17 protein-coding genes are annotated in these 22354 nt (G+C 28.0%); 15 read left to right on the plus strand and 2 right to left on the minus strand.

Going from position 1 to position 22354, the window contains the following annotated elements; translation table 11 throughout:
• From ACTG44_RS03770 to helD, 9 genes are all read left to right on the plus strand, one after another.
• On the plus strand, positions 1–708 hold the full coding sequence (locus ACTG44_RS03770; protein WP_479919855.1) for a response regulator transcription factor: 708 nt from the start codon (positions 1–3) through the stop codon (positions 706–708).
• Positions 709–750: 42 nt separating this feature from the next.
• The gene (locus ACTG44_RS03775; RefSeq protein ID WP_479921328.1) at positions 751–2157 is read left to right on the plus strand and encodes a sensor histidine kinase; all 1407 of its coding nucleotides are present in this window, start codon (positions 751–753) and stop codon (positions 2155–2157) included.
• Between the two features lie 1025 nt (positions 2158–3182).
• A complete protein-coding gene (locus ACTG44_RS03780) occupies positions 3183–3572 on the plus strand; it encodes a BlaI/MecI/CopY family transcriptional regulator (protein WP_479918186.1) in 390 nt (129 codons plus the stop codon).
• A gap of 462 nt (positions 3573–4034) precedes the next feature.
• Positions 4035–4502, plus strand: a complete 468-nt coding sequence (locus tag ACTG44_RS03785) for a VOC family protein (protein WP_021383512.1) — start codon at positions 4035–4037, stop codon at positions 4500–4502.
• A gap of 364 nt (positions 4503–4866) precedes the next feature.
• Positions 4867–5736, plus strand: a complete 870-nt coding sequence (locus ACTG44_RS03790) for a Nif3-like dinuclear metal center hexameric protein (protein WP_479921329.1) — start codon at positions 4867–4869, stop codon at positions 5734–5736.
• Positions 5737–6833: 1097 nt separating this feature from the next.
• Positions 6834–7541: a methyltransferase domain-containing protein gene (locus ACTG44_RS03795; RefSeq protein ID WP_044212777.1), complete on the plus strand. Its 708-nt coding sequence runs from the start codon at positions 6834–6836 to the stop codon at positions 7539–7541.
• A 428-nt stretch (positions 7542–7969) separates the two neighbouring features.
• The gene (locus ACTG44_RS03800; protein ID WP_021383462.1) at positions 7970–8728 is read left to right on the plus strand and encodes a MarR family winged helix-turn-helix transcriptional regulator; all 759 of its coding nucleotides are present in this window, start codon (positions 7970–7972) and stop codon (positions 8726–8728) included.
• Between the two features lie 264 nt (positions 8729–8992).
• The gene (locus ACTG44_RS03805; RefSeq protein ID WP_021383483.1) at positions 8993–9490 is read left to right on the plus strand and encodes a GNAT family N-acetyltransferase; all 498 of its coding nucleotides are present in this window, start codon (positions 8993–8995) and stop codon (positions 9488–9490) included.
• A gap of 232 nt (positions 9491–9722) precedes the next feature.
• The gene (gene helD, locus ACTG44_RS03810; RefSeq protein ID WP_479921330.1) at positions 9723–11960 is read left to right on the plus strand and encodes an RNA polymerase recycling motor HelD; all 2238 of its coding nucleotides are present in this window, start codon (positions 9723–9725) and stop codon (positions 11958–11960) included.
• 731 nt (positions 11961–12691) lie between these two features.
• On the opposite strand, the gene ACTG44_RS03815 is transcribed toward helD, so the two are convergent.
• Together ACTG44_RS03815 and ACTG44_RS03820 are read right to left on the minus strand one after the other, a co-directional pair.
• Complete coding sequence (locus tag ACTG44_RS03815; RefSeq protein WP_479921331.1) at positions 12692–13456, minus strand: hypothetical protein; 765 nt, start codon at positions 13454–13456, stop codon at positions 12692–12694.
• Positions 13453–13932 carry an RNA polymerase sigma factor gene (locus ACTG44_RS03820; protein WP_479921332.1) on the minus strand — a complete coding sequence of 160 codons (480 nt, stop codon included), beginning with the start codon at positions 13930–13932 and terminating at the stop codon, positions 13453–13455. The genes ACTG44_RS03815 and ACTG44_RS03820 overlap by 4 nt, the downstream gene beginning before the upstream one ends.
• 242 nt (positions 13933–14174) lie before the next feature.
• Between ACTG44_RS03820 and ACTG44_RS03825 the strand changes: the two genes are divergently transcribed.
• From ACTG44_RS03825 to ACTG44_RS03850, 6 genes are all read left to right on the plus strand, one after another.
• Positions 14175–15248, plus strand: a complete 1074-nt coding sequence (locus ACTG44_RS03825) for a hypothetical protein (protein WP_479921333.1) — start codon at positions 14175–14177, stop codon at positions 15246–15248.
• Between the two features lie 779 nt (positions 15249–16027).
• On the plus strand, positions 16028–16729 hold the full coding sequence (locus ACTG44_RS03830; protein WP_021383454.1) for a DUF5058 family protein: 702 nt from the start codon (positions 16028–16030) through the stop codon (positions 16727–16729).
• 25 nt (positions 16730–16754) lie between these two features.
• On the plus strand, positions 16755–17411 hold the full coding sequence (locus ACTG44_RS03835) for a hypothetical protein (protein ID WP_021383510.1): 657 nt from the start codon (positions 16755–16757) through the stop codon (positions 17409–17411).
• Positions 17412–17463: 52 nt separating this feature from the next.
• Positions 17464–19104 carry an N-acyl-D-amino-acid deacylase family protein gene (locus ACTG44_RS03840; RefSeq protein ID WP_479921334.1) on the plus strand — a complete coding sequence of 547 codons (1641 nt, stop codon included), beginning with the start codon at positions 17464–17466 and terminating at the stop codon, positions 19102–19104.
• 289 nt (positions 19105–19393) lie between these two features.
• A complete protein-coding gene (locus tag ACTG44_RS03845) occupies positions 19394–20716 on the plus strand; it encodes a hypothetical protein (protein ID WP_479921335.1) in 1323 nt (440 codons plus the stop codon).
• A gap of 597 nt (positions 20717–21313) precedes the next feature.
• Complete coding sequence (locus ACTG44_RS03850) at positions 21314–22321, plus strand: nuclear transport factor 2 family protein (RefSeq protein ID WP_479921336.1); 1008 nt, start codon at positions 21314–21316, stop codon at positions 22319–22321.
• Positions 22322–22354: the final 33 nt, after the last annotated feature.

A 22354-nucleotide genomic window follows, 5' to 3' on the forward strand; every position in this document is an offset into this window, starting at 1 on the left:
ATGGAATCAATAAAAGATAAAAAAATACTTGTGGTGGATGACCACAAGGAATTATTAAAAATGATAGATGAAATCCTAAGAAAAGAGGGATTTAGTAGAATATTTTTAGCATCGAGTTATGAGGAAGCTGTTAGAGTATTTAAAAATATAAAGCCAGATTGTGCAATTTTAGATGTTGTTTTACCAGATGGCGATGGTTTTTCCATTATGAGAAAAATTAGAGAGACATCTAAGATACCAGTGATTTTTCTTTCTGCAAGAGGTGAAGATGAGGATAGATTGATTGGTTTAGGTCTAGGGGCTGATGATTATATAGTAAAGCCATTTTTACCAAAGGAACTTACTTTAAGACTTGTGGGGATATTAAATCGTGTATATGTGTCTATAGAAGAAGATGAGTTACCAATATTTAGATTAGGAGATTCTGTTGTTGTAAATTTAAATAGTGCATCTGTTGAAAAAGATGGACAAGAGATTTCTTTAACAGCTAAAGAACATTCACTACTTTTAAAGTTGTATGAAAATAAAGGGCGAATTGTTACTAGTGACTCACTGTGTCAAGCTATTTGGGGAGATGATATGTATGGATATGAAAATACTCTTATGGTTCATATCAGAAGGGTTAGAGAAAAGATAGAAAAGACTCCATCTTCTCCTAAGCATCTTCTTACAGTAAGAGGGCTTGGATATAAGTTGATAATTAATTAATTTTAGATAAGAATGAAGGAAGTCAAGAGGAGTGATTTAATTTTGGATAGTGTAAAGTATATATTAAGGAGATTTATAGGTTCAAGTATCTTGATTTCGTTGCTTTTTATTATATTAAATATATTAGGTTTATTCATGTTTTCATATATGACATTTGTATCTAAGTATTCAGGTGATTTAAATCAAAGTGATAGTAAGGAAATAAGAGCAAACTTGATGATGCTTGAAGATAAATTAATTTTAAAAGATGGAAAATTTACTCTAGATGATTCTAGTAAGGGAGTTTTACATAGCAATAAAGTATGGGCAATGCTAATTGATGACAATGGAGATAGAGTATGGGGCTTTGATTTGCCAAAAGAAATTCCAGACCATTATACTTTGACAGATGTAGCTAAGTTCTCAAGGTTCTTTTTAAAAGATTATCCTGTGTATGTATGGGAACATCCAAATGGAACCTTAGTAACGGGGTATCCCAAGGATAAATATACTAAATTCAACCTTACCTATACTATTGACGAAATAAGTCAATTTCCTATGATGATAATAGGTATGCTTCTGTTTAATGCAATAATTACATTTTTACTAGCCTTATTTATAGGATTAAAAATGGTTAAATCCATAAAGCCAATTATTACTGGTATAAAGCTTATGTCAAAGGGTGAGCCAGTACTTCTTCAAGAAAAGGGGATATTAAGCGATATTTCAAAATCTATTAATACTGTGTCTAAAGAGTTACAAATGAAAAATGAAAAGCTTAGAAAGAAAGAGGAAGCTAGGACTAACTGGATTGCAGGAATATCTCATGATATAAGGACACCACTTTCAATGATAATTGGATATTCTGGAGAACTTGAAGAAAGCAGTAGTCTTTCTCAAAGAGAGCAAGAACAAGCATCTATTATATGTAATCAAGGTGTTAAAATTAGAGAATTAGTAAATGACCTTAATTTGGTGTCTAAACTTGAGTATAATATGCAACCATTAAATTGTGATAAGGTTAGGGTTTCTGTGTTTTTGAGAGAGCTTGTTTCTGAATTTATAAATAATAATTTGGATAATGATTTTTATATAGAGCTTGATATATTGAATGAAGATATTACCATCAATGCAGATAAAAAATTGTTAAAGAGAGCTATTAGTAACTTAATACAAAACAGTATAACTCATAATCAGCAAGGTTGTAATATAAAGGTGATTTCTAAATCAGATTTGGATTTTTGCTATATAATTGTTGAAGATGATGGAAAAGGGATGAGCCAAGAAAAGATTAATTATTTATTAAAATCACAAAATGGCTTAAGTGAAGCATATGCAAAAGGTCAAAATCATGGTCTAGGTCTTTTGATAGTTGCAGGTATTATCAATGCACATGAAGGCAAGTTAGATATTATGAGTACTGATTGTCAAGGAATAAAAACAATACTAAAATTACCACTGATTAAGTAATATTTTATAAAATAATAACAGATAAGAATGAAGAATGGAAATATTTTGAAAATAATTTTATTATTTATTGACAAAGAGGCTCTATTAGAGTAGAATGGTGATGAATTCTTTTCTTGTCAAGTTTTATTAAATAAAGAGTAACTTTTACTTTATGCGCTTAAAGTTGAGTTGCTTGTGGTATCAAAATTTTCATAGAAATAATATTTTGGAATTATTGTAAGACTGTTAAACTCTTTATATAATTCCATTTTTTTATATTTTTTATCTAATATTCAATATTATTATTGACAAAAAAATTCTACTAAAATAGAATTAGAGTATAGTGTTTTTTAATTTTAAGAAAAATATAATCATATGCTAAAGAAGGTTTTAATTGTATGATGTTCTGTGTAATTATAGTAGCTTTTATTCAATTATTTTAAGTATGTTTTATCTTACTTATTTATTTATAACAAGAAAAATATATTAAATTAGCGTATTTTGTGTTTTGAAGTTCTACTAAAGTAGAGTTTTTGTGTATTATTTTAGTATATATCTTGTACAGATGTATATATATATCGAAATATATTGATTATTTATAATATGATTAATGTAAAAATTTAAAAAAGTAGATATAGATAAAAAAACTGCTGAAATAGCAAAATATAATTATATAGAAAATTACAATTAAATCCGAAAGTAGAATCTTAAAATTACAATTAACATTATTTTTTTAGTTAAGAAATAAAAAGCTAAAGGAAATTGAAATACAATATTTAAAATTAAAAAATATAAAAGGAAGGAGAGCTACTGGACAAGTATCCAAAAGTAGATAGCTGAGTACAAAATATTTCATAAAATTAAGCAATATAATACAAAAGAAATTTGACACTATTTATATATATTTACTGTGTACAAGTAGCTAAATTTAAAATTTAAAAATATCTTATAAATCGAAGTTCATATAAATCAATATAAGATTTATTTACTAAAAAAATTTTATTATGGATATTGCTTGTCTATATTCTGAGTAGCAAAGGTTTATCATGCCTATAAAAAAGTTGCCAAAATCAGAATTAAAGATAATGAAATTTATATGGAAACTAGATTCCAAAGCAACATCGAGAGATATTGTTTTAGGAATGGAGCAAAAATATCAGTGGAAGCAAACAACGACTTTGACTCTTTTATCTAGATTGGTAGTGAAAGGATTTCTAAATTCTCAAAAGATAGATAAATATACACACTATGAAGTTTTAATTAAAGAGAAGGAATACGTAAATGTTGAAACTAGAGATTTCTTTAAAAATGTTCATGATTCCTCTATGAAAAGTTTATTATTAGCATTACATGATAATATTAATTTGAGTAAAGGAGAATTATTATTTATTGAAGAGTGGATAGAGAGTCTAAAAAAAGATGAAAAAAACATATAAAGTAGAATATTTTTTAGACTTCCAATCTAAATCATATAGTATATTTATATAATCTATATGACTACTTAAGTAGTATAGGTAAAATCTATGAGTGTATTGTTAGATTAATCCAAATCAGATTAAGCATGAGTGTAAATAATAATGGATATTTTATTAATTCGATTAAAAAAGCTACCTTTACTTATCAACTAGATAAGTGTAATTAAGGTAGCTTTTTTAAATTGAACAGCACCCTATTTAGTAGAATTTTACAGTATCTTGTTTACTGTGTCTAATAAATAGGGTGCTGTTCAAATATAATAAGTTAGCTTTTTAAATATGAAATATGAAATTTTAGAATGTATGAGATGTATAAGCCTTGTAAATATGACATACAGTTTTCTTATTTAAACTGATAAAATAAAGAGATAATAAAAAATATTGAACAAACTAAAAAAGTACTAAGAATTAGGAGGGGAATTTATGAAATATCAAGTTTCACTATTAGCAGTAAATGATGTTGAAGTATCAAAAAAGTTTTATCAAGAGCTATTTGAGCAGGAAGTTGAATTAGATTTAGGTAAAAATGTAAGCTTTAGTGGAGGATTTGCTATACAAGAAGATTTTGGATGGCTTACAGGGATTAATCCAGATACAATTATACAAAAATCAAATAATATGGAACTTTATTTTGAGGTTGATGATTTTGATAAATTTATTGAAAAACTCAACTCTTATAAAGATGTGGAGTTTGTTCATCAGCCATTAAAATATGAGTGGCAACAGAGAGTAGTCCGTATTTACGACCCTGATAAGCATATTATTGAGATAGGAGAATCTATGGAAGTCATAGCTAGAAGGTATTTATCTGAAGGTTATTCTGTAGAAGAAACTTCTAAAATAATTCAACATCCAATTGAATTTGTAAAGCAGTTTGAAAGTAATAAGTAATGTTTTTTTATTTTTCCTTTATTATATTTTAAAATTTAAGTTACATGATAATGCAACTATATAAAATTATGTTTAATATGTTCAAGTAGTAATTACTTGAATTAAGATTAATTATGATGGAATGAACTAAAGAGAATTTATAGGATTAATATTTGACAAGAATTATAAAGTAAATTAGGATGAATATAATATTAATATAAAATGAATAAAATAACATATAAGAAATAAAAATAGCTTAGAAATACTTTGATAAAATTGAATATTGACAACATTAAGAAAAAGTAAGGTCAGAGTATTTAGAAACAAAAAAGTTATTGTAAAATTATTATATTAATATGTATTAGTCAAATATTGTTGTAAAGGAGTGGGTATTATCAAAGCAGTTGAACTTTACAAAAAATTAGAATTGGAGTTTGATATTAAAAATATTGAGGATGATTGGAGTTTTATGAATTTTGAAAATGATTTTATTACTCCAGAATTTAAAACGAAATACATAGGAGTAGTATTAGATAATGCTCAAAATATCAATAAAGTATATACAACTACTTTTCCTGACAAGGAGATAATTAAGCAGGTTATAGATAAAGATGAGAAAGATATTTTAATTTTTTCACATCATGCAATGGGGTACATAGCATCAGATGAATGTTTTCCATTCTATGATATACCATTATCTTATATGGAAGAGATGAGAACTCGTAGAATCTCTTTTTACGTATTACATTCGCCATTAGACAACTATAGTGAGTATTCAACTTCTGTCAGTTTTGCAAAGGCTCTAGGCTTAGAAATAGTCGAACCATTTTGTAAATATGATGATAAAATCAAGACAGGAGTTATATGTAAGACGTCCTTAAAATCAGTGGAAGAGATTAAGGAATTAGTCAAAAAAACTGTTGGTCATGATGTTAAATTGTATGATTATGGAGATGCTATATTAAAAGATGGTTTAGTTGCTATTGCAGCAGGAGGAGGAAGTTATCCATTTGTAGCAAGTGAAGTTGCCGAACTTGGTATAAATTTATACATAACTGGATTTACTAAACCTTTAAAGCACTTTGAACCAGTATTAGAGTTCCATAAAATAGCAAAGGACAATTTGATTAGTGTTATAGGTGCTACTCATTATTCTACAGAAAAATTTGCCTGTATGTCTATGGTTAATTATTTTAAAAAACTAGGTCTAGAATCAGAATTCTTGGAAGGAAAAAAATATTTAGCAGATTTATAGGGGATAAATTAGAAAACTTATAGGATATGATTTACAGGATTATAGAATATGATTTAGCAGATTTATAGGATATGATTTATATGATTATAGAATATAAATTAGAAGATTTATAGGATATGATTTACAGGATTATAGAATATGATTTAGCAGATTTATAAGATATGATTTATAGGGTTATAGAATATAATTTAGCAGATTTATAGAAAATAAATAGTATATAAAACCATAAAAATAAGCAGTTAGTAGGAGTTTGTCTCTATTGACTGCTTATTTTTATATCTTCTTATATAGGCATTTCGTAACCGTATTTGCTAATATTACAGTTAGTTATAGTCTTATGACTTGTTTTTCCTTTGCTCATCCAGTTAATTGTTTGAAAAGTTCTTTTCTCATTCTCTTACCATGTAATGCCCACTGATTACTGCAAAGATATATGCTGTGTGGAAGACTCTGTTTACTGTGCCTTTCTGTATTTTATATATTTGTAAATTTATGTTTTAATCAATAAAGTTATACCATATAGAAATGAAATATAATGCTTTTACCAAGATAAAAGGGGTTCATAAGTAAGTATATATAATCATATTTTACATTTACAAATGAACTTCTGATTGTTATTTATTAGGTTTATTTTTCGATATTTTTTCTGATATTATTTATACTTGATTAGATTTTATAAATATTTATTTCGAATTATTATAAGTATTTATTTTAAAAAAATAGAATTATTATATTTATGAGAATAAATGGTATAATAAAAGGTAAAGTGTCAAATATGCACTAAATTAAATAAGTTAATTAGTATATAGATTAAAGTATAAATAATTAGAACTTATTAAATATCAAAAAATGACCACTTATAAAAGTAGTTGTTTAAAAAGACATAAATAAAGTAGTTATTTAAAAACACATAAAAAGTAATTATCTAAAACATATAAAAAAATAATTATCTAAAAAGACATAAAAAAGATAATTGCTCATTCAAGTAACTATCTCAAAATGGACAAAAAGATGACTTCTTATTAATCATCTAAAAAATAGAAAATCAGATATATGAAATTTAATAAATAATAATTGACAGAGAAAGGAAAGATAGAATGATATTTACAAGAAGCAATAAATACGATAAGGAATTTCTCATGGAAAATATGATGGGACCTAATTGTATAAAAATATTGGAAGAATTAACGAGTAAGATAAAACTAGAAAAAGGAATGCGTATCTTAGATTTAGGATGTGGTAGAGGTATATCTTCTATATTTTTAGCTAATGAATTTGATGCTACTGTATTTGCAACGGATTTGTGGATAGAACCAACTGAAAACTATGAAAGATTTAAACAGTTTAAATTGGATAATAAAATATTTCCTATACAAGCTGAGGCACATGAATTGCCTTACGCAGAAGGTTTTTTCGATGCAGTAATAAGTGTACATTCTTACCATTATTTTGGAAATAAAGAAGGGTTTTTAGAAAATCACATATCACCCCTTGTAAAAGAAGGAGGAATAATTGCTATGGCAATGCCTGGATTAAAACAAGATTTTGTGAATTGTATACCAGATGAACTTATTCCATTTTGGCAAGACAATATGAATTTCCATTCAATTAAATGGTGGAATGAACTTTGGTCAGAATCTGAGTCTGTAACTGTAGAGAAATGTGAGGCTTTAAGCTGTCATGATGAAGCTTGGAATGATTGGCTAAACTGCGATAATTCTTATGCTAAAAATGATAAAAAAATGCTAGAAGTAGAGAATGGTAAGTACTTTAATACAATTTCCTTGATAGCTAAAGTTAAATAAGAGAAAAATTTAGATGAAAAACTTAAATTTAAAATAATTTTTTAGATTGTTTATGCCCAGTTGTATTGTTTATGTCAATTGGGTATTTTTATTTAAAAAATATAAATATTTTTTTATTTATTTTCTAACTCTACTATATAAGAAATAAATACATAATGTAAAATATAACTGTATGATACAGAGTATAAGTATAGGATATAAACTTTGAATAGGATATAATATAGATAAATGAATAGGTATTAATTATAGGAGAACTATGTTTATGATAAGCTAACATTGACAAATCAAAGGCTTACTTTTATACTCGATACAAGTAAAATAGCTTTTAAATTATAGATTCAAAATAAACAAAATATGTAATTATAAATCAAATAATATAATGAATAAAAATATGAAACTATAAAATAAATAACTTAGGAGGTACAATAATGAATGAGACAAAAGAAGAAAATTTATTAGAACAATTTTATAAAGTACAATCATTGCTACATAAATTTCACCTTCAAAATCATAAATCACATGGATTTTTTAGAGCAACACACAGAGGTCAAGGTAGAGTATTATCCATGTTGAAAATAAAGCCAGAAATCACTCAAAAAGAACTATCATACTTACTTGATATGAGACCTCAATCTTTAGGTGAGTTACTTTCAAAATTAGAAAATCAAGAATTTATTACTCGTACACACTCAGAAAAAGACCGTAGAGTAATGGTAGTAAGATTGACATCAAAGGGAATGGATGAAATTAATAAAAATGAACAGAAAGAAGACCCAACTAATCAGATATTTAATGTATTAGAGCCAGAAGAAAAAAGGAATTTAAGTGATATTCTTACAAAGATTACTGATGAACTGGAAAGAACTATAAAAAGTGAGGATGGTAATAATTTTGATGGAATGCCTATGCAACCACCACCAAGACCTCATCATGGACAATATTTAGGTGGTTTTGCTGGTAGAGAAGGAAATCAAAACTTCTTTAATTCACGTGAAGCATATCAAGATTTTTTTAATAGAGAAGAGCTATTTGAACAGATGGTAAAACAACATCCAGAGCTTATTGAACAATTGATGAAACAGCATCCAGAGTTTTTTACTGAAAAAGAACTTGATAGAAAAAATAGTTCTAAGAATGAAAATAAAGAAGATATTAATGAAAGCAAACCAGATATTGATGAAGATTAAAAATTTTATAGTACTATTTTAGAAGTTTTTCTATATATTTTATTATACTTCAAATTAAATTGTGAGATGTTGAAATATAGAATCAAAAGACTAGTATATCTATATTATTTTAACTACTGAAAAATTTATTTTAATAGAGAGATATATAAGTAGAAACATACAAAGCTATTTTAAGTTAATATATATAGTAATTTATCTACTATTATAATTAGGGTAATAGAGCATGATTTAATCATAAATTAAAGAAGGGGAAATGTTGAGTTGATGGAAGGAATAAAATTTATAAAGCCAGAAGAAAAGTATATTTGGTCATATTGGCAGACTTTTGATAATATTGCAAAAGAAAGGAAATACCTAGCTATGGACGAAGCATTTCCTTTTGAAGAAACAGTTGAATTTATAAAGAATGTTATGATTGAAAAATTTCCACAGCTGTTTATAATTGATGTAAAATCAGATATCTGTATTGGTTGGTGTGATGTTTTGCCTAAAGCTGAGACAGTTGGCTATTTGGGTATGGGTATTCTTAAGGAATACAGAGAAAAAGGTATCGGAAGTAATCTTTTAAAACAAATTATTGATTTATCAAAGGAATATGGATATAAAAAAATTGAGCTAGATGTATTAAAAAGTAATAGTAGAGCTATTCATGTTTATAAATCTTTAGGGTTTGTGGAGGTAAATACAATAGCTAGTGGATTTACATGGAATGATAGACCTGTAAAAGAAGAAGTTATTCAAATGGAGCTTACACTAATATAAAATAAAGTTTATTGAGAATTAATAGGGTGGTAGTAAAAAATACTATCCTATTTTATTGTTTAAAATAGAAGTTTTTCAGTTAAATATACTGTTTTTAGAGAAAATTTTGTTTTCCTTCCCACTATAATTATATCATAAATAAAAATTTTTTTTAAGACTGTGAATATATCCTCATTTCTATATAATTGATATAGTGGATTAAATGTTAATTTCAATTGAGGAGGATTATAATATGAATCTAAATGATTTTGAGTCAAATCTTGAAAATCAGTGGTTACAAAAAACTCTTAAAGAGGCTAATAGACAACTTGAGGAAAAACGTAATGAAGAAGATAAGTTAAAAAAAGATGCTATAGAGACTCAAAGGGAACTATGGAATGACTTAGGTTCTATTTCTATTGAAAATGGATTAGAGCAACTTTCAGAATTTATGTCATTTATGGATGTTATGAAACATCAAAAAAGAAGCCATGAATTTACTAAGAAACTCAAATATAAGTATGAAAGAATGATTGAATCTCCTTACTTTGGAAGAATTGACTTTACAGAAGCTTGTGAAACTGAGTCTCAAAAATATTATATTGGATTATCAAATCTTATTAATGATGATTATGATTTTCTTGTATATGACTGGAGAGCTCCTATTTCAAGTATGTTTTATGATTATGAAATTGGACAAGCAAGTTATGAGTGTCCAGAAGGCATAATCTCTGGAGAAATAACCAAAAAAAGACAGTATAAGATAAAAAATGGAAAGATTGAGTATATGTTTGATAGTAATGTAAATATAGATGATGATGTATTACAAGAGCTTTTAGGTAAAAACTCTGATGAGAAAATGAAAACTATAGTTACTACTATTCAAAGAGAGCAAAATCAAGTAATTCGTAATGAGAAATACAAGAGCTTAATTGTACAAGGTGCCGCTGGAAGCGGAAAGACATCTATAGCACTTCATAGGATAGCATATTTATTATATAAACATAAAGATAAAATAACTTCTGCAAATATAATGATATTTTCTCCAAATAACATATTTAATGATTATATCTCAAATGTATTGCCACAGCTGGGTGAAGATAATATCTGTCAGACAACATTTAAAGACTATATGTATAAAGAATTGGGTGATGAGTTTAAAAAAGAAAGCCCAACTGAAATGATGGAGTACATTCTTAATAATAATGGGAAAATCACATATAAGGATAGGATAGAAAATATAGAATTTAAAACCTCTTTAGAGTTCACAAAAATATTAAAACAATATCTAAATTATTTAGAAACAGATGATAGATGTTTTGAAGATATTATTGTAAGAGGTAAGTTAATAATTTCATCTGAAGAGTTACAAACACTGTTTTCTAATGACTATTCAAATTTACCAATTAAGAAAAGATTAGAGAAAATAAAATCAAGGATAATATTTTTAATTGAGCCATATGAAAAAGCTTGGATTGATGAAATATTTAAAAAACTTCAAGCATCTGGTGATTATATAGAAAAAGAAGAAATGATGGAGAAAAGCACTTTTATTGTAAGAAAGCATCTAAAAGAAGTTTACTCTAAAATTTCAAGAATGACAGAATTAGATTTAATAGATACTTATAAAAATTTATTTAAGAATTTAGAAATATTTTTAGATAAGGCAAATATTGAGTATGATAAAAAGTTTATAGATAATATAAAAACTTATACAATGGATAATTTAAGTGTAAGGAGCCTTTATTATGAAGACCAAGTGATTCTTTTATATTTAAAGGGAGCTCTTGGAGGTATTCCAAACACATCACAGATTAAATATGTAATCATAGACGAGGCACAGGACTATACTCCTTTGCAGTATGAAATATTTTATAAACTTTTTAAATCTGCCAATATGACTATATTAGGAGATATTAACCAATCAATCAACCCATTTATGAATGTTGGAGATTATAACAATATTCCTAATGTATTGGAGAATGATACTTGTATAATAAATCTAAGTAAAACATATCGTTCTACAATGGAAATTACTAGATTCTCAAGACAACTTCTTACAAAAGCTATAGATGATGGGTATGTTGAGAGACATGGTGATGAGCCTAAGGTCATTGGTTTTACAGAGAAAAATTATATGGATAAAAAGCTTATTGAAGATATAAAAGCTTATAAACAGAAAAATTATAAGTCTATCGGAATTATAACAAAAACAGCTCGTGAGACTAGGGAAGTGTATGAGTTTTTAAAAGAAAATAATATTGATGTAGAGGCAATAACAAAAGATGATGATGAATATGTGAATGGCGTATTAGTAATACCATCATATTTATCTAAGGGACTTGAATTTGATGTAGTTATAATATACGATGCAAGTGATGAAAGGTATAATAGTGAAGATGAAAGGTTACTTCTTTACACTTGTTGTACAAGAGCTCTTCATGTGTTAAATATATACTATTTAGGTAAGATAACCCCTTTGTTAAAATAACAAGTTTTTGATTATAATCTAACTTTTATTTTAAGGGTAGCAGATATTTATAGTCTACTTTATTTATCTGTTTTGTATGGATTTACTCATATATTTGCAACTAAAATTAATATAATGATTTATGATAAAGTTAAATCTTTTAAAATCTAAACCAAAGGACTTATTGTGTCTTTGCAACTAAAATTTATATAGTAATTTATGATAAAGTTAAATCTTTAAAAAACTAAACTAAAGAGCTTATTGTGTCTTTACAACTAAAACTTATATAATGATTTATGATAAAGTTAAATCTTTAAAAAACTAAACTAAAGGACTTATTGTGTCTTTACAACTAAAATTTATATAATGATTTATGATAAAGTTAAATCTTTAAAAAACTAAACTAAAGAGCTTATTGTGTCTTTACAACTAAAATTAATATAATGATTTATGATAAAGTTAAATCTTTAAAAAACTAAACTAAAGGACTTATTGTGTCTTTACAACTAAAATTTATATAATAATTTATAATAAAGTTAAAGCCCTTAAAATTCCATATGAATGGTTTTTAAGGGCTTTTTATATTAGTAATAACTTTTGCGAGTAGTTAGATTTGTAGAGCAGTTAAATATCTAAAATTTCATATATTAAATCTAAAGAAAATATAAAGATGGAAGATACAACTATATTTACAAATAAGAAAATTAAAATCATGTATAATAAACTCATAAACAACTTATTGTTAATTATATTTATTTTGCATCTATTACTTCATGAGCCATTTTAACTAAGTCATTCATAGATAAATTTGAATCTTGAATTGTAAAAGAGTAGTAAACTCCATCTTGTTCCCAAGTCAAGAATTTAAATTCATTAACTTCCACTTTATCTGTTCCTTCACTAAATGTATATTTACCTGACTTTTCATCAAGTTTATCTTGTTCTGTCATTTTATAACCTTCTGGCACAAACTTGTACATTGATGTTTCATAAGAAATATTTATATCTTTGTAAGTATCTACAACTTTCATATTCTCAGAATCTTTTTCAAGTTCATTATTTGCTGTTTTAAGAGATATTTCATCATTACCATTTTTATACTCAAACTCAAGTACTTTTAATTCTCCTAAAACATTATCTTCTTTATCAAGTGCTTTTTCATTTATAGTATATGCCCCTTTAAATTTATATCCATTACTAAATTCGGAAATTAGATTAGGGGTAAAGTTAAAGTCTTTTTTTACCTGTTCAGTAGTTGGAATAGATGCATAGGTAGCCTTAATGTTTGATTTTCCAACTATACTAGATATTTCTCCCACTGCAAGAGCTGTTGTACCTAATACTAAAGTTATAGCTAAAGTTGCGACTAAACCTCTTCCAAATGGTAATTTATGTGTTTTATTATTCATTTTATAATTTTCCTCCCTTTCTGGTAAACTATTTAGTGTTTTACTTAAACTATTATGAAAGCTTTCTGGAGCTTTTGGAAACGAATTATTTAAGCTATTTTTATTCATATGATTACCTCCATATTTTCTAATTTAGTTTTTAATAATTTTCTTCCTCTTGATAATCTACTTTTCACAGTTCCTTGAGGTATATCCAATATTTCCTTAATTTCATCAACTGAATAACCTTCAATATAGTAAAGTACTATTGGAACTTTAATTTTTTTAGGGAGACTTTGAATAGCAATATACAAATCATTATAATCTTCTTTTTCAGCGATTTTTTTATTTTTAAATACGTCTTCAAATGATAGAAATTTCAATTGTTTACGTCTTAATGAATTACATTCATTTATCACTATTCTAATCAACCAAGTTTTAAAATATTGTTCTTCCTTAAGAGAATCTAACTTTTCATATGCTTTTAAAATAGCATTGTTGACGGCATCTTCACAATCTTGGTCGTTTCCTAGAATAGATTTAGATACACGATACAAAGTCTGTTCTGATTCAAGGATATTATTTATAAATGTAGTTTTATTCAAATGAATTCCTACCTTTCTGTGCAAATTGTAGCGCTACTTTTTTGCCTTTCACTTATTAGATAAGATTTTACTATAAATGGTTCACTTTTTTTAAAAAAAATTGAATAAATAAAAATAAGGTACCTTAAAAATAATGTTGACAAATTATTAAGGTACCTTTATAATTAGAAATAGATAAGGTACCTTAGTAAAAACGAGAAAATAAATTAATAAAAAAATCGAATTAATTAGGAGGAGTTAATATGAATTATTACAGAGATAAAAAAGAAAACTTTAGAGGGTTTGAAGGTCATCATAGTAATCCATGGAATCATATGTGTGAAGGATGCAGACTATTTGAAATGATGTATCATGAAAGATTTGGACCAAGAGGATATGGTCAAGGAGAATTCAGAGGTCATGAAGGATTTGGTTCAAGAGAGCATGGACATGGAGAGTATAGAGGTCATGGAGGATGTGACCCAAGAGAACATGGGCAAGGAGACTTTAGAGGGCATGGAGGATATGAGCCAAGAGGATATGGACAGGGAGAATTCAGAGGTCATGGAGGATGTGACCCAAGAGAACATGGGCAAGGAGACTTTAGAGGGCATGGAGGATATGAGCCAAGAGGATATGGACAAGGAGAATTCAGAGGTCATGGAGGATATGAGTCAAGAGGATATGGACAAGGAGAATTCAGAGGTCATGGAGGATGTGACCCAAGAGAGCATGGACATGGAGAGTGTAGAGGTCATGAAGGATATGAGTCAAGAGGCAATGAGCAAGGAGACTTTAGAGGTCATGTAGGATATGAGCCAAGAGAATATGGTCAAGGAGAATTCAGAAGTCATGAAGGATTTGATTCAAGAGGATATAGTCAAGGAGAATTCAGAAGTCATAAAGGGTGTGACCCAAGAGGATATGTACAAGGAGAATTCAGAAGTCATAAAGGGTGTGACCCAAGAGGATATGGTCAAGGCGAATTTAGAGGTCATGAAGGATATGAGCCAAGAGGATATGGTCAAGGAGATTGCAGAAAAGGTCATGAAGGATTTGAACAAAGAGGTGATGAAAGAAACCATATGGAGCACAAAGTGCATGAAGAATTTGCTACTAAAGATTGTAAAATAGATAATGAATATAGAGAACATGAAAGATTTGAAAATCAAAATGAAGGTGAAAAAATAGAGGCTGAAAACAAAGAAGATGCTAAGAAAAATAATATAGAAGAAAATAAAAATATGACTGAATCTAAGGTAGATAGCAATGAGTCAGTACAAGAAGGTCAAAAAAGTAATACTAAAGAAGAAAAAAAATCTATTGATAAAAAGTAAGATTATAAATTAAATAAAAATTAATAATAAATAAAAGAAAGAAATAAAAGAAATAAAAATTAAAAAATAGTATTAAAGAGAGATACTAAGAGATAAATACTTAAAAATAAATCTCACAAATAAATTTAAATATATAATACTAGTAAAATGACAAAGGTGATAGTTTTTAATAGACTATTACCTTTGTCATTTTTAGATACTGTAAATTAATTTGTGCTTTTAAAGATAATTTCTACTTTATAGGAACAATTATTTATTTACTATAAATGTAGTTTTATTCAAATTAACTTACTTCATGTACAAGTTTAAATATAAGTTCTTTAAACAGCGCCTAAAGACAACTACATTTTGACCAAAAGTAAGCTTTTAAGAAAAAGCAATGATATTTAAATAAGAATTAAAAATAAGAAACGAAATCATTTTGTATAAATAGAATCGTAAATAACACTAGAAATCATAAATTATGAAAATAATAATCTTTTTAGAAAATAATAAAGTTTTCTGACTAAAAATTTTATATTGAAATGTCAAAATAAAGAAATACCTTATAAGTTAATTATGCAAGAAAAAGAATATGTGGGAATTTTCTGATATTTATCAATTATCAATATATTATCCAAATCTTAATATTTTTAACGAGACTTTAAGACAGATAATACCCTATTAAAGATAACCTATCTTAGATAAAATAAATTAAAACAAAACAAAAATAGAAGAAGATTAAAAAAGAAAGTAAATCATGAAACATCAAAAAATTTATTTTTAAGGGGGAATAAAGTATGAAGTTTCAAGAAATGATTAATAGTCCAGGTCTTTGGATTGTCTCTAGTTTTTTAGTAATTATTTCCGTTGTTCAAGCAATCGTATTTATGAGGGCAGCACTAAAAGAGGCCTCAGCTATTGGTATTGAAAGAAAAGGAATTAAAGCAGCAATTCGTTCAGCTAGTGTTACAGCTATTGGACCTTCTCTATCTCCTGTTATTACATTATTATCGCTTGTAGCTATAATTGGTGCTCCTACGACTTGGATGAGACTTTGTGATGTAGGAGCGGCCAGAACAGAACTTGGAGTAATATCTCTCACATCCAATTTGTCTGGGGTTGAAGTAGGTAGTGCTGCATTTGGAGCACAAGCTTTTTCTTATGCACTATGGGGGATGGCTTTAAATAACTTAGGTTGGTTGTTCATTGTATTTATTTTGGGACATAGAATGCGTGGAATTGTTGAAAAAATGAACATGAAATATAATCCTGCTTGGGTTAAAAAACTACTTGCAGGAGCTACTGTTGGATTATTTGCTTACCTTCTTTCAAACCAAATAAAAACATTTGAAATACCAAAAATGACCCCAGCAATTATTTCAGCTATAGTTATGCTAGTATTTACGACTTTATTTAAAAAGAATCAACGTCTTCAAGAATTGTCCCTAGGTATTGCTATGTTGATTGGAATGTTTGGTACACAGATTATATTATCGTGATTAAAACAGATAAGAGGTGATAGTTATGTATGATAAAAAGATGATTAAAATAGGAAGAATTTCTATAGGTCTTGCAATTATTGCAAACTTTATTCCAGCTATCTATGTAGGTCTTCGTTTTGGGCAGATGCCAATGCTTTCTGTTATATTCCAAATTTGGGGGCTAGTTGCCACAACTTATGGAATCAGTTGGATTGTTCAACCTATCGCTTATTACCCAACTTTGGGAGCCCCAGGTTCTTATATCGGTTGGCTTGCAGGGTCTGTTGGAGACATACGTATGCCTGCAGCATCAATGGCACAGAAAATTGCAGGTGTAGAATCAGGGACACATGAGGGTGAAGTTGTTGGAACAATTGGTACATGTTGCTCAATATTTGTATCAGCTTCCATGATTACCATTTTTACAATTGTAGGGTATAAAGTAATTCCTTTGTTACCTGAATTTATTACTGATTCATTTAATTATATACTTCCAGCACTATTTGGAGCAATTTACGTTGACATTGCACGTAAGGATATTCGAGCTGGTGGATGTACGATTGCTGCAGCATTAGCGATTATGTATTTTGGTGAAAAAATTGGTATACCAGGAGGATTACTAACTTTGTTTATTGTAGTAGGCGGAATACTTATCACAAGAGTTTTCTTTGTAGTTGATATGAATAAAACAACAGAATAAAAGTGTTTATTAAAAAATATGAATATAAATTAGTTTTGAAAGGAGAATAAATATGTTTGATATTAAAATTATCAATGGGATAATCGTTGATGGTACAGGAGATTCAAGATATAAAAGTGATGTAGGGATTGTAGGAGATAAAATCATAGCTATTGGAGATTTAAGTCAAGAAGAGGCGAAAAAAACTATAGATGCAACTGGAAAATTTGTATCTCCTGGTTTCATAGATTTCCACACTCATTCCGATTTATCTCTTGTATATGATAAATATACAAGAAGCCGTATCTATACTGGTGTAACAACAGATGTTATTGCAAACTGTGGTATAGGAGTTGCTCCTATAAGAGAAGAGAAGAAGCAAGAGCTAATTGACTATCTTGGAACTAGAATAATTGGTACAATTCCAACAAAATTGGAACTTCATTGGAATACAATGCAGGAATACTTTGATTACTTAACTGAAAATTCTCCAGCCGTAAATGTTGTAGCTTATGTAGCACAAGGTCCTGTACGTATTAATGAAATGGGTTTTTCAAAGAATCCTGCTACTCCAGAGCAACTTGAAAATATGAAGTTGGAAGTTAGAAAAGCTATGGAAGCTGGATGTGTAGCTCTTTCATCAGGATTAGTTTATCTGCCAGGAGCATATACAAAGAAGGAAGAAATGGCCGAACTATGTAAGGAATTGATACCATACAATGGATACTATATATCTCATATTAGAGATGAAGGCGACGACGAAATGGAAGCTCTTGATGAAGCAATTTATATAGCTAAGACAGCAGGAGTTCCTCTGCATATTTCTCATTTGAAAATTATGGGTCATAAGAATTTTGGGACTATAGATAAAATATTTGAAAAGTTAGATAAAGCTGAGGAGGATGGTTTAGAAGTAACTTTTGATTGTTACCCATATACAGCTGGAATGACATCTTTAGGTGCACTTTTACCTACTTGGGTATTTGAAGGCGGTGTAGAAGATATGATAAAGCGATTAGAAGTACAAGAAAACAGGGAGAGAATAATAAAAGAGTTAGAAGAAGGTATTCCTGGTTGGCAATGTTTTTACCAATTGGCAGGTGGATGGGCAGGTGTTGTACTAGCTTCTGTAATGACTGAAGCAAATAAATATGTGGAGGGTAAAACTTTAATAGAAGTAGCCGAAATCAACAATGAAGACCCATTTGATACATTCTTTAGACTTTTGATTGAAGAAAAAAGTAAAATTCAAGTGGTTGTTCATACACAAGGTGAAGAAGATACAGATAAAGTTGTTTGCCATCCAAAGTCATGTATAGGTTCTGATAGTATGGATCTTTCTACAGAAGGTTTGCTATCTCTTGGAAAACCTCATCCTCGTGCATTTGGTACCTTTGGACGAATTTTCTCCTATTATGTTAGAGAGCAGGGTATGTTGACTTTTGAGGAAGCAGTTAAAAAGATGACCTATCTTTCAGCAAAACGCTTAGGTATTTGTGAAGAAAGAGGTCTACTTAAGGAAAATTATTTTGCAGATGTAGTGGTGTTTGACCCAGATACAATACAAGACAAAGCAACTTACAATGATTCTAAAAAGTATACAGTGGGAGTAGAATATGTATTGGTAAATGGTAAAATTGCGTTGGCAGAAGGAAAACAAACTGACATATGTGCTGGACGTGTAATTAAAAATCCTCTTAGCAGAGCAAAATAAAATATATTAGAAATTTTTCTAAAAATAGCCTTTCTTTAAAATATAAGGAAGGCTATTTTTGTTAAATTAATAAAGTTTGTTCTACTTGCGTTTTTAAAAGGTTTTAACTTTAAGTAGAAAAAACAGAAGATTAATTGTAAAATGTAATTAATATTACTGGATAAAATTTAAAGACAAAAATATTTCAACAAATAATGATAAGTAAAAAAACTTCAAGTAGATTTTTGTATGGTAAATAATTGATAAATTGTTTTAAAGGCTAACGATATTATAAGAAAGGAGAGACATAATGAAAATACTTTATGTAGGACCAGATATGGTAATCGACAAAATATTAGCAGTAAGCAAAAGAAATTTTCCGAATATTGAAACAGATTTTGTTAGATATGATAGATATGTTGAAGCACCTGACTTATTGGAACAGTATAAAGGTAGAGTAGATGCAGTGCTTTTTACAGGTAAATCACCATTTAAATTTTTTGAAAAAAGACAAAAAGATTTTATGCTGTCTGATTATCTTCCTAGACATGAAACAACATTATACAGAGTATTGCTTGAAATTACATATTTACTTAAATGCGATATTAATAGACTTAGTATAGACACTTATGATAAGGCAATGGTTAAGAGATTGTATAAAGAAATTGGAGTCGAATTTAAGGATGAACAAATGTTTTTTGCAGACCAAAAGTATTTAGAAGACGATTACATAAAGTTTGTGCTCGAATTTCACAAATATAATTATCAAAATAATAATATATGTTGCTGTATTACAGGTCTTGAAGAAGCTTATCATATAATGAAAAAAAATGATATTCCAGTAGTTTTAGCTTTGCCTTCTGAGGATGTGATGGTGCAAAGTATAAAAAATATCCAGATGCGTTATATTGCAAAGAAAAACAATGAGAATCAGATTGTTGTTCTTGCTATCAAACTAAATATGCCTTCAGAATATTCATTGATGAAGGAAGACGAGTATGCTTATCTTTCGCAAAGGATTAAGATACTTGATAAACTATACCATTTCAATAGTCGTATAGATGGTGTTTTGGTAGAGCAGAGTAGAAGTGAATTTATGATTTTCACAACTAAAAAAATACTAGAGTTAGAAACAAAGAAGTATAGGGATATTTACTTGTTGGATATGATTCGTGAGGTCTCAGTTATAAATTCTTACATAGGAATTGGTTATGGAAAAACAGCAAATGAAGCTAAATTTAATGCTTATGAGAGTATTAAGATGGCTCAGGTTCAAAAAAATGATGCAGCATATGTAGTTTTTGAAAATGGAGAAGTTATGGGACCACTAGAATCGAATCCTACTGTTAAAAAGAAGAATAGCTTTGATGAACGATTTTATCAAATAGCCACAGAGACAGGTCTCAGTGCTAATATTGTATATAAAGTATTCAGTAGTATAATAAATAGTGGAAAAACTGAATTTACATCAAAAGAGTTAGCTACTATATGTGGTGTAAGCATTAGGACTATGGACAGGATAATACTTAAATTGTGTGATGCTGGATATTGTGAGGTAGTAAGTGAACAACTTATGAGTAAGTATGGCAGACCTAGTAGAATATTACGTTTTAAGCCTTTTTTATTATTTTAATATAAATGTGTAAAACTTAACTAGATATTAGAATAATTTATGTGATTGTTTGAAAAAAGTTATCATATTAAGTAATGAAATTTTTCAATAAATCATACATTTGATAAAAATGTTAATTAGATTACCTTCTTGAATGGTAGTGAGATATTCTATATTGAGGATTTAGTTATACTACTTTTAGAAAGATATGAGGCTGTAGGTAGATTTATTTTTAAATGAATCTACTTACAGCCTTAATTTTTTAAAGACCAACACTTTTTAATTTTATTCTAATTTTAAATGGTATATATTTAGATTTCTATAAAGTGTAAAGTTGAGGGGACTAATTTTAGGCAATGGTTTATTGATTTGCAGTAGTCATTTAATATATTAATTTATTTATAGAATTATATCAATTTGATTAGATATGAGTCACAAATTATATTTTTATGATAACATTTTCTTTACAAATTTTTAGAGATATGTTAATATTTAGAAAAATGCATATGTATTCATAAAAAACACTTTAAACAGGGAAAAAAGTGCTTGAAAGGATAACGTATGCAGTTGGAATGAAAGGTTAAATTATAACTTAAACAAATATGGGAGGATATAAATATGGGAAAATATCAAAATTCAAAAAAAGTTGTAAGAAATTACTTTGAAGCATTAGAAAATGCCAATGGGAATGGAGTTAAAAATGTTTTAAAGCAACACATGAAATCGGACTATAATTGGAAAGGTGTATATCCATTTCATGAACAAGAAGGAATAGAAAATGTAGCAGATGTATTTTGGAAACCTTTAAAAAATTCATTAAGTAATATGCAAAGAAGACAAGATATTTTTATTGCAGGGACTAATGAAATTGACAATAGTGAGTGGGTAATGAGTATGGGACACTTTATGGGACTTTTTGATAACGATTGGCTTGGTATTAAACATACTCGTAAAATGATTAGTTTAAGATATGCAGAATTTAATTGTGTTCAGGATGGAAAAATTTCTAAAACTGGATTATTTGTAGACATAATTGGATTTATGATTCAAGCAGGAGTCAATCCATTACCTCCACAAACTGGTTCATATTTTGTATATCCAGGACCAATTGACCATAATGGATTACTTTTTGAAGATGCAGATGAAATTGAAGGAGTAAAAACTTTGGAATTAGTGAATAAAATGGTAGATGATTTATCTAAATTAAATGAAAGTGGTTCTATGGGATGCCCTCCAGAAGTACTTGAAAAATCATGGGCTAAAGATATGATTTGGTATGGTCCAGGAGGGATTGGTGCTTCTTATACTATACCTAGATATCAAGAGCAACACCAATTACCATTTAGAAATAATTTAAAAGGAAAGACTTTTAATGGACATGTATGCAGATTCGCAGAAGGGAACTTTGCTTGTTTCTTTGGGTGGCCTAATCTGACTAATATACCATGTGGAGGTTTTTTAGGATTGCCAGGTGGTGAGATTAAAGCAGACATGCAGGTTGTTGATGTTTATTATCGTAAAGGGGATAAGCTTCAAGAAAACTGGGTACTAATTGATATTCCTTATTGGCTGAAACAACAAGGTCTTGATATTCTTGAGAGAACTAAAAGTATTTTTAATGCCTAATTATGCATACGTATTCTTAAAAAGATGGAGGAA

It is taken from the genome of Clostridioides sp. LIBA-2809, from assembly GCF_056688965.1.

Coding starts and splice junctions, on each gene's coding strand:
- ACTG44_RS03770 (WP_479919855.1), top strand. CDS start 1: ATGGAATCAATAAAAGATAAAAAAATACTTGTGGTGGATGACCACAAG.
- ACTG44_RS03780 (WP_479918186.1), top strand. CDS start 3,183: ATGCCTATAAAAAAGTTGCCAAAATCAGAATTAAAGATAATGAAATTT.
- ACTG44_RS03785 (WP_021383512.1), top strand. CDS start 4,035: ATGAAATATCAAGTTTCACTATTAGCAGTAAATGATGTTGAAGTATCA.
- ACTG44_RS03795 (WP_044212777.1), top strand. CDS start 6,834: ATGATATTTACAAGAAGCAATAAATACGATAAGGAATTTCTCATGGAA.
- ACTG44_RS03800 (WP_021383462.1), top strand. CDS start 7,970: ATGAATGAGACAAAAGAAGAAAATTTATTAGAACAATTTTATAAAGTA.
- ACTG44_RS03805 (WP_021383483.1), top strand. CDS start 8,993: ATGGAAGGAATAAAATTTATAAAGCCAGAAGAAAAGTATATTTGGTCA.
- helD (WP_479921330.1), top strand. CDS start 9,723: ATGAATCTAAATGATTTTGAGTCAAATCTTGAAAATCAGTGGTTACAA.
- ACTG44_RS03815 (WP_479921331.1), bottom strand. CDS start 13,456: ATGAATAAAAATAGCTTAAATAATTCGTTTCCAAAAGCTCCAGAAAGC.
- ACTG44_RS03825 (WP_479921333.1), top strand. CDS start 14,175: ATGAATTATTACAGAGATAAAAAAGAAAACTTTAGAGGGTTTGAAGGT.
- ACTG44_RS03830 (WP_021383454.1), top strand. CDS start 16,028: ATGAAGTTTCAAGAAATGATTAATAGTCCAGGTCTTTGGATTGTCTCT.
- ACTG44_RS03835 (WP_021383510.1), top strand. CDS start 16,755: ATGTATGATAAAAAGATGATTAAAATAGGAAGAATTTCTATAGGTCTT.
- ACTG44_RS03840 (WP_479921334.1), top strand. CDS start 17,464: ATGTTTGATATTAAAATTATCAATGGGATAATCGTTGATGGTACAGGA.
- ACTG44_RS03845 (WP_479921335.1), top strand. CDS start 19,394: ATGAAAATACTTTATGTAGGACCAGATATGGTAATCGACAAAATATTA.
- ACTG44_RS03850 (WP_479921336.1), top strand. CDS start 21,314: ATGGGAAAATATCAAAATTCAAAAAAAGTTGTAAGAAATTACTTTGAA.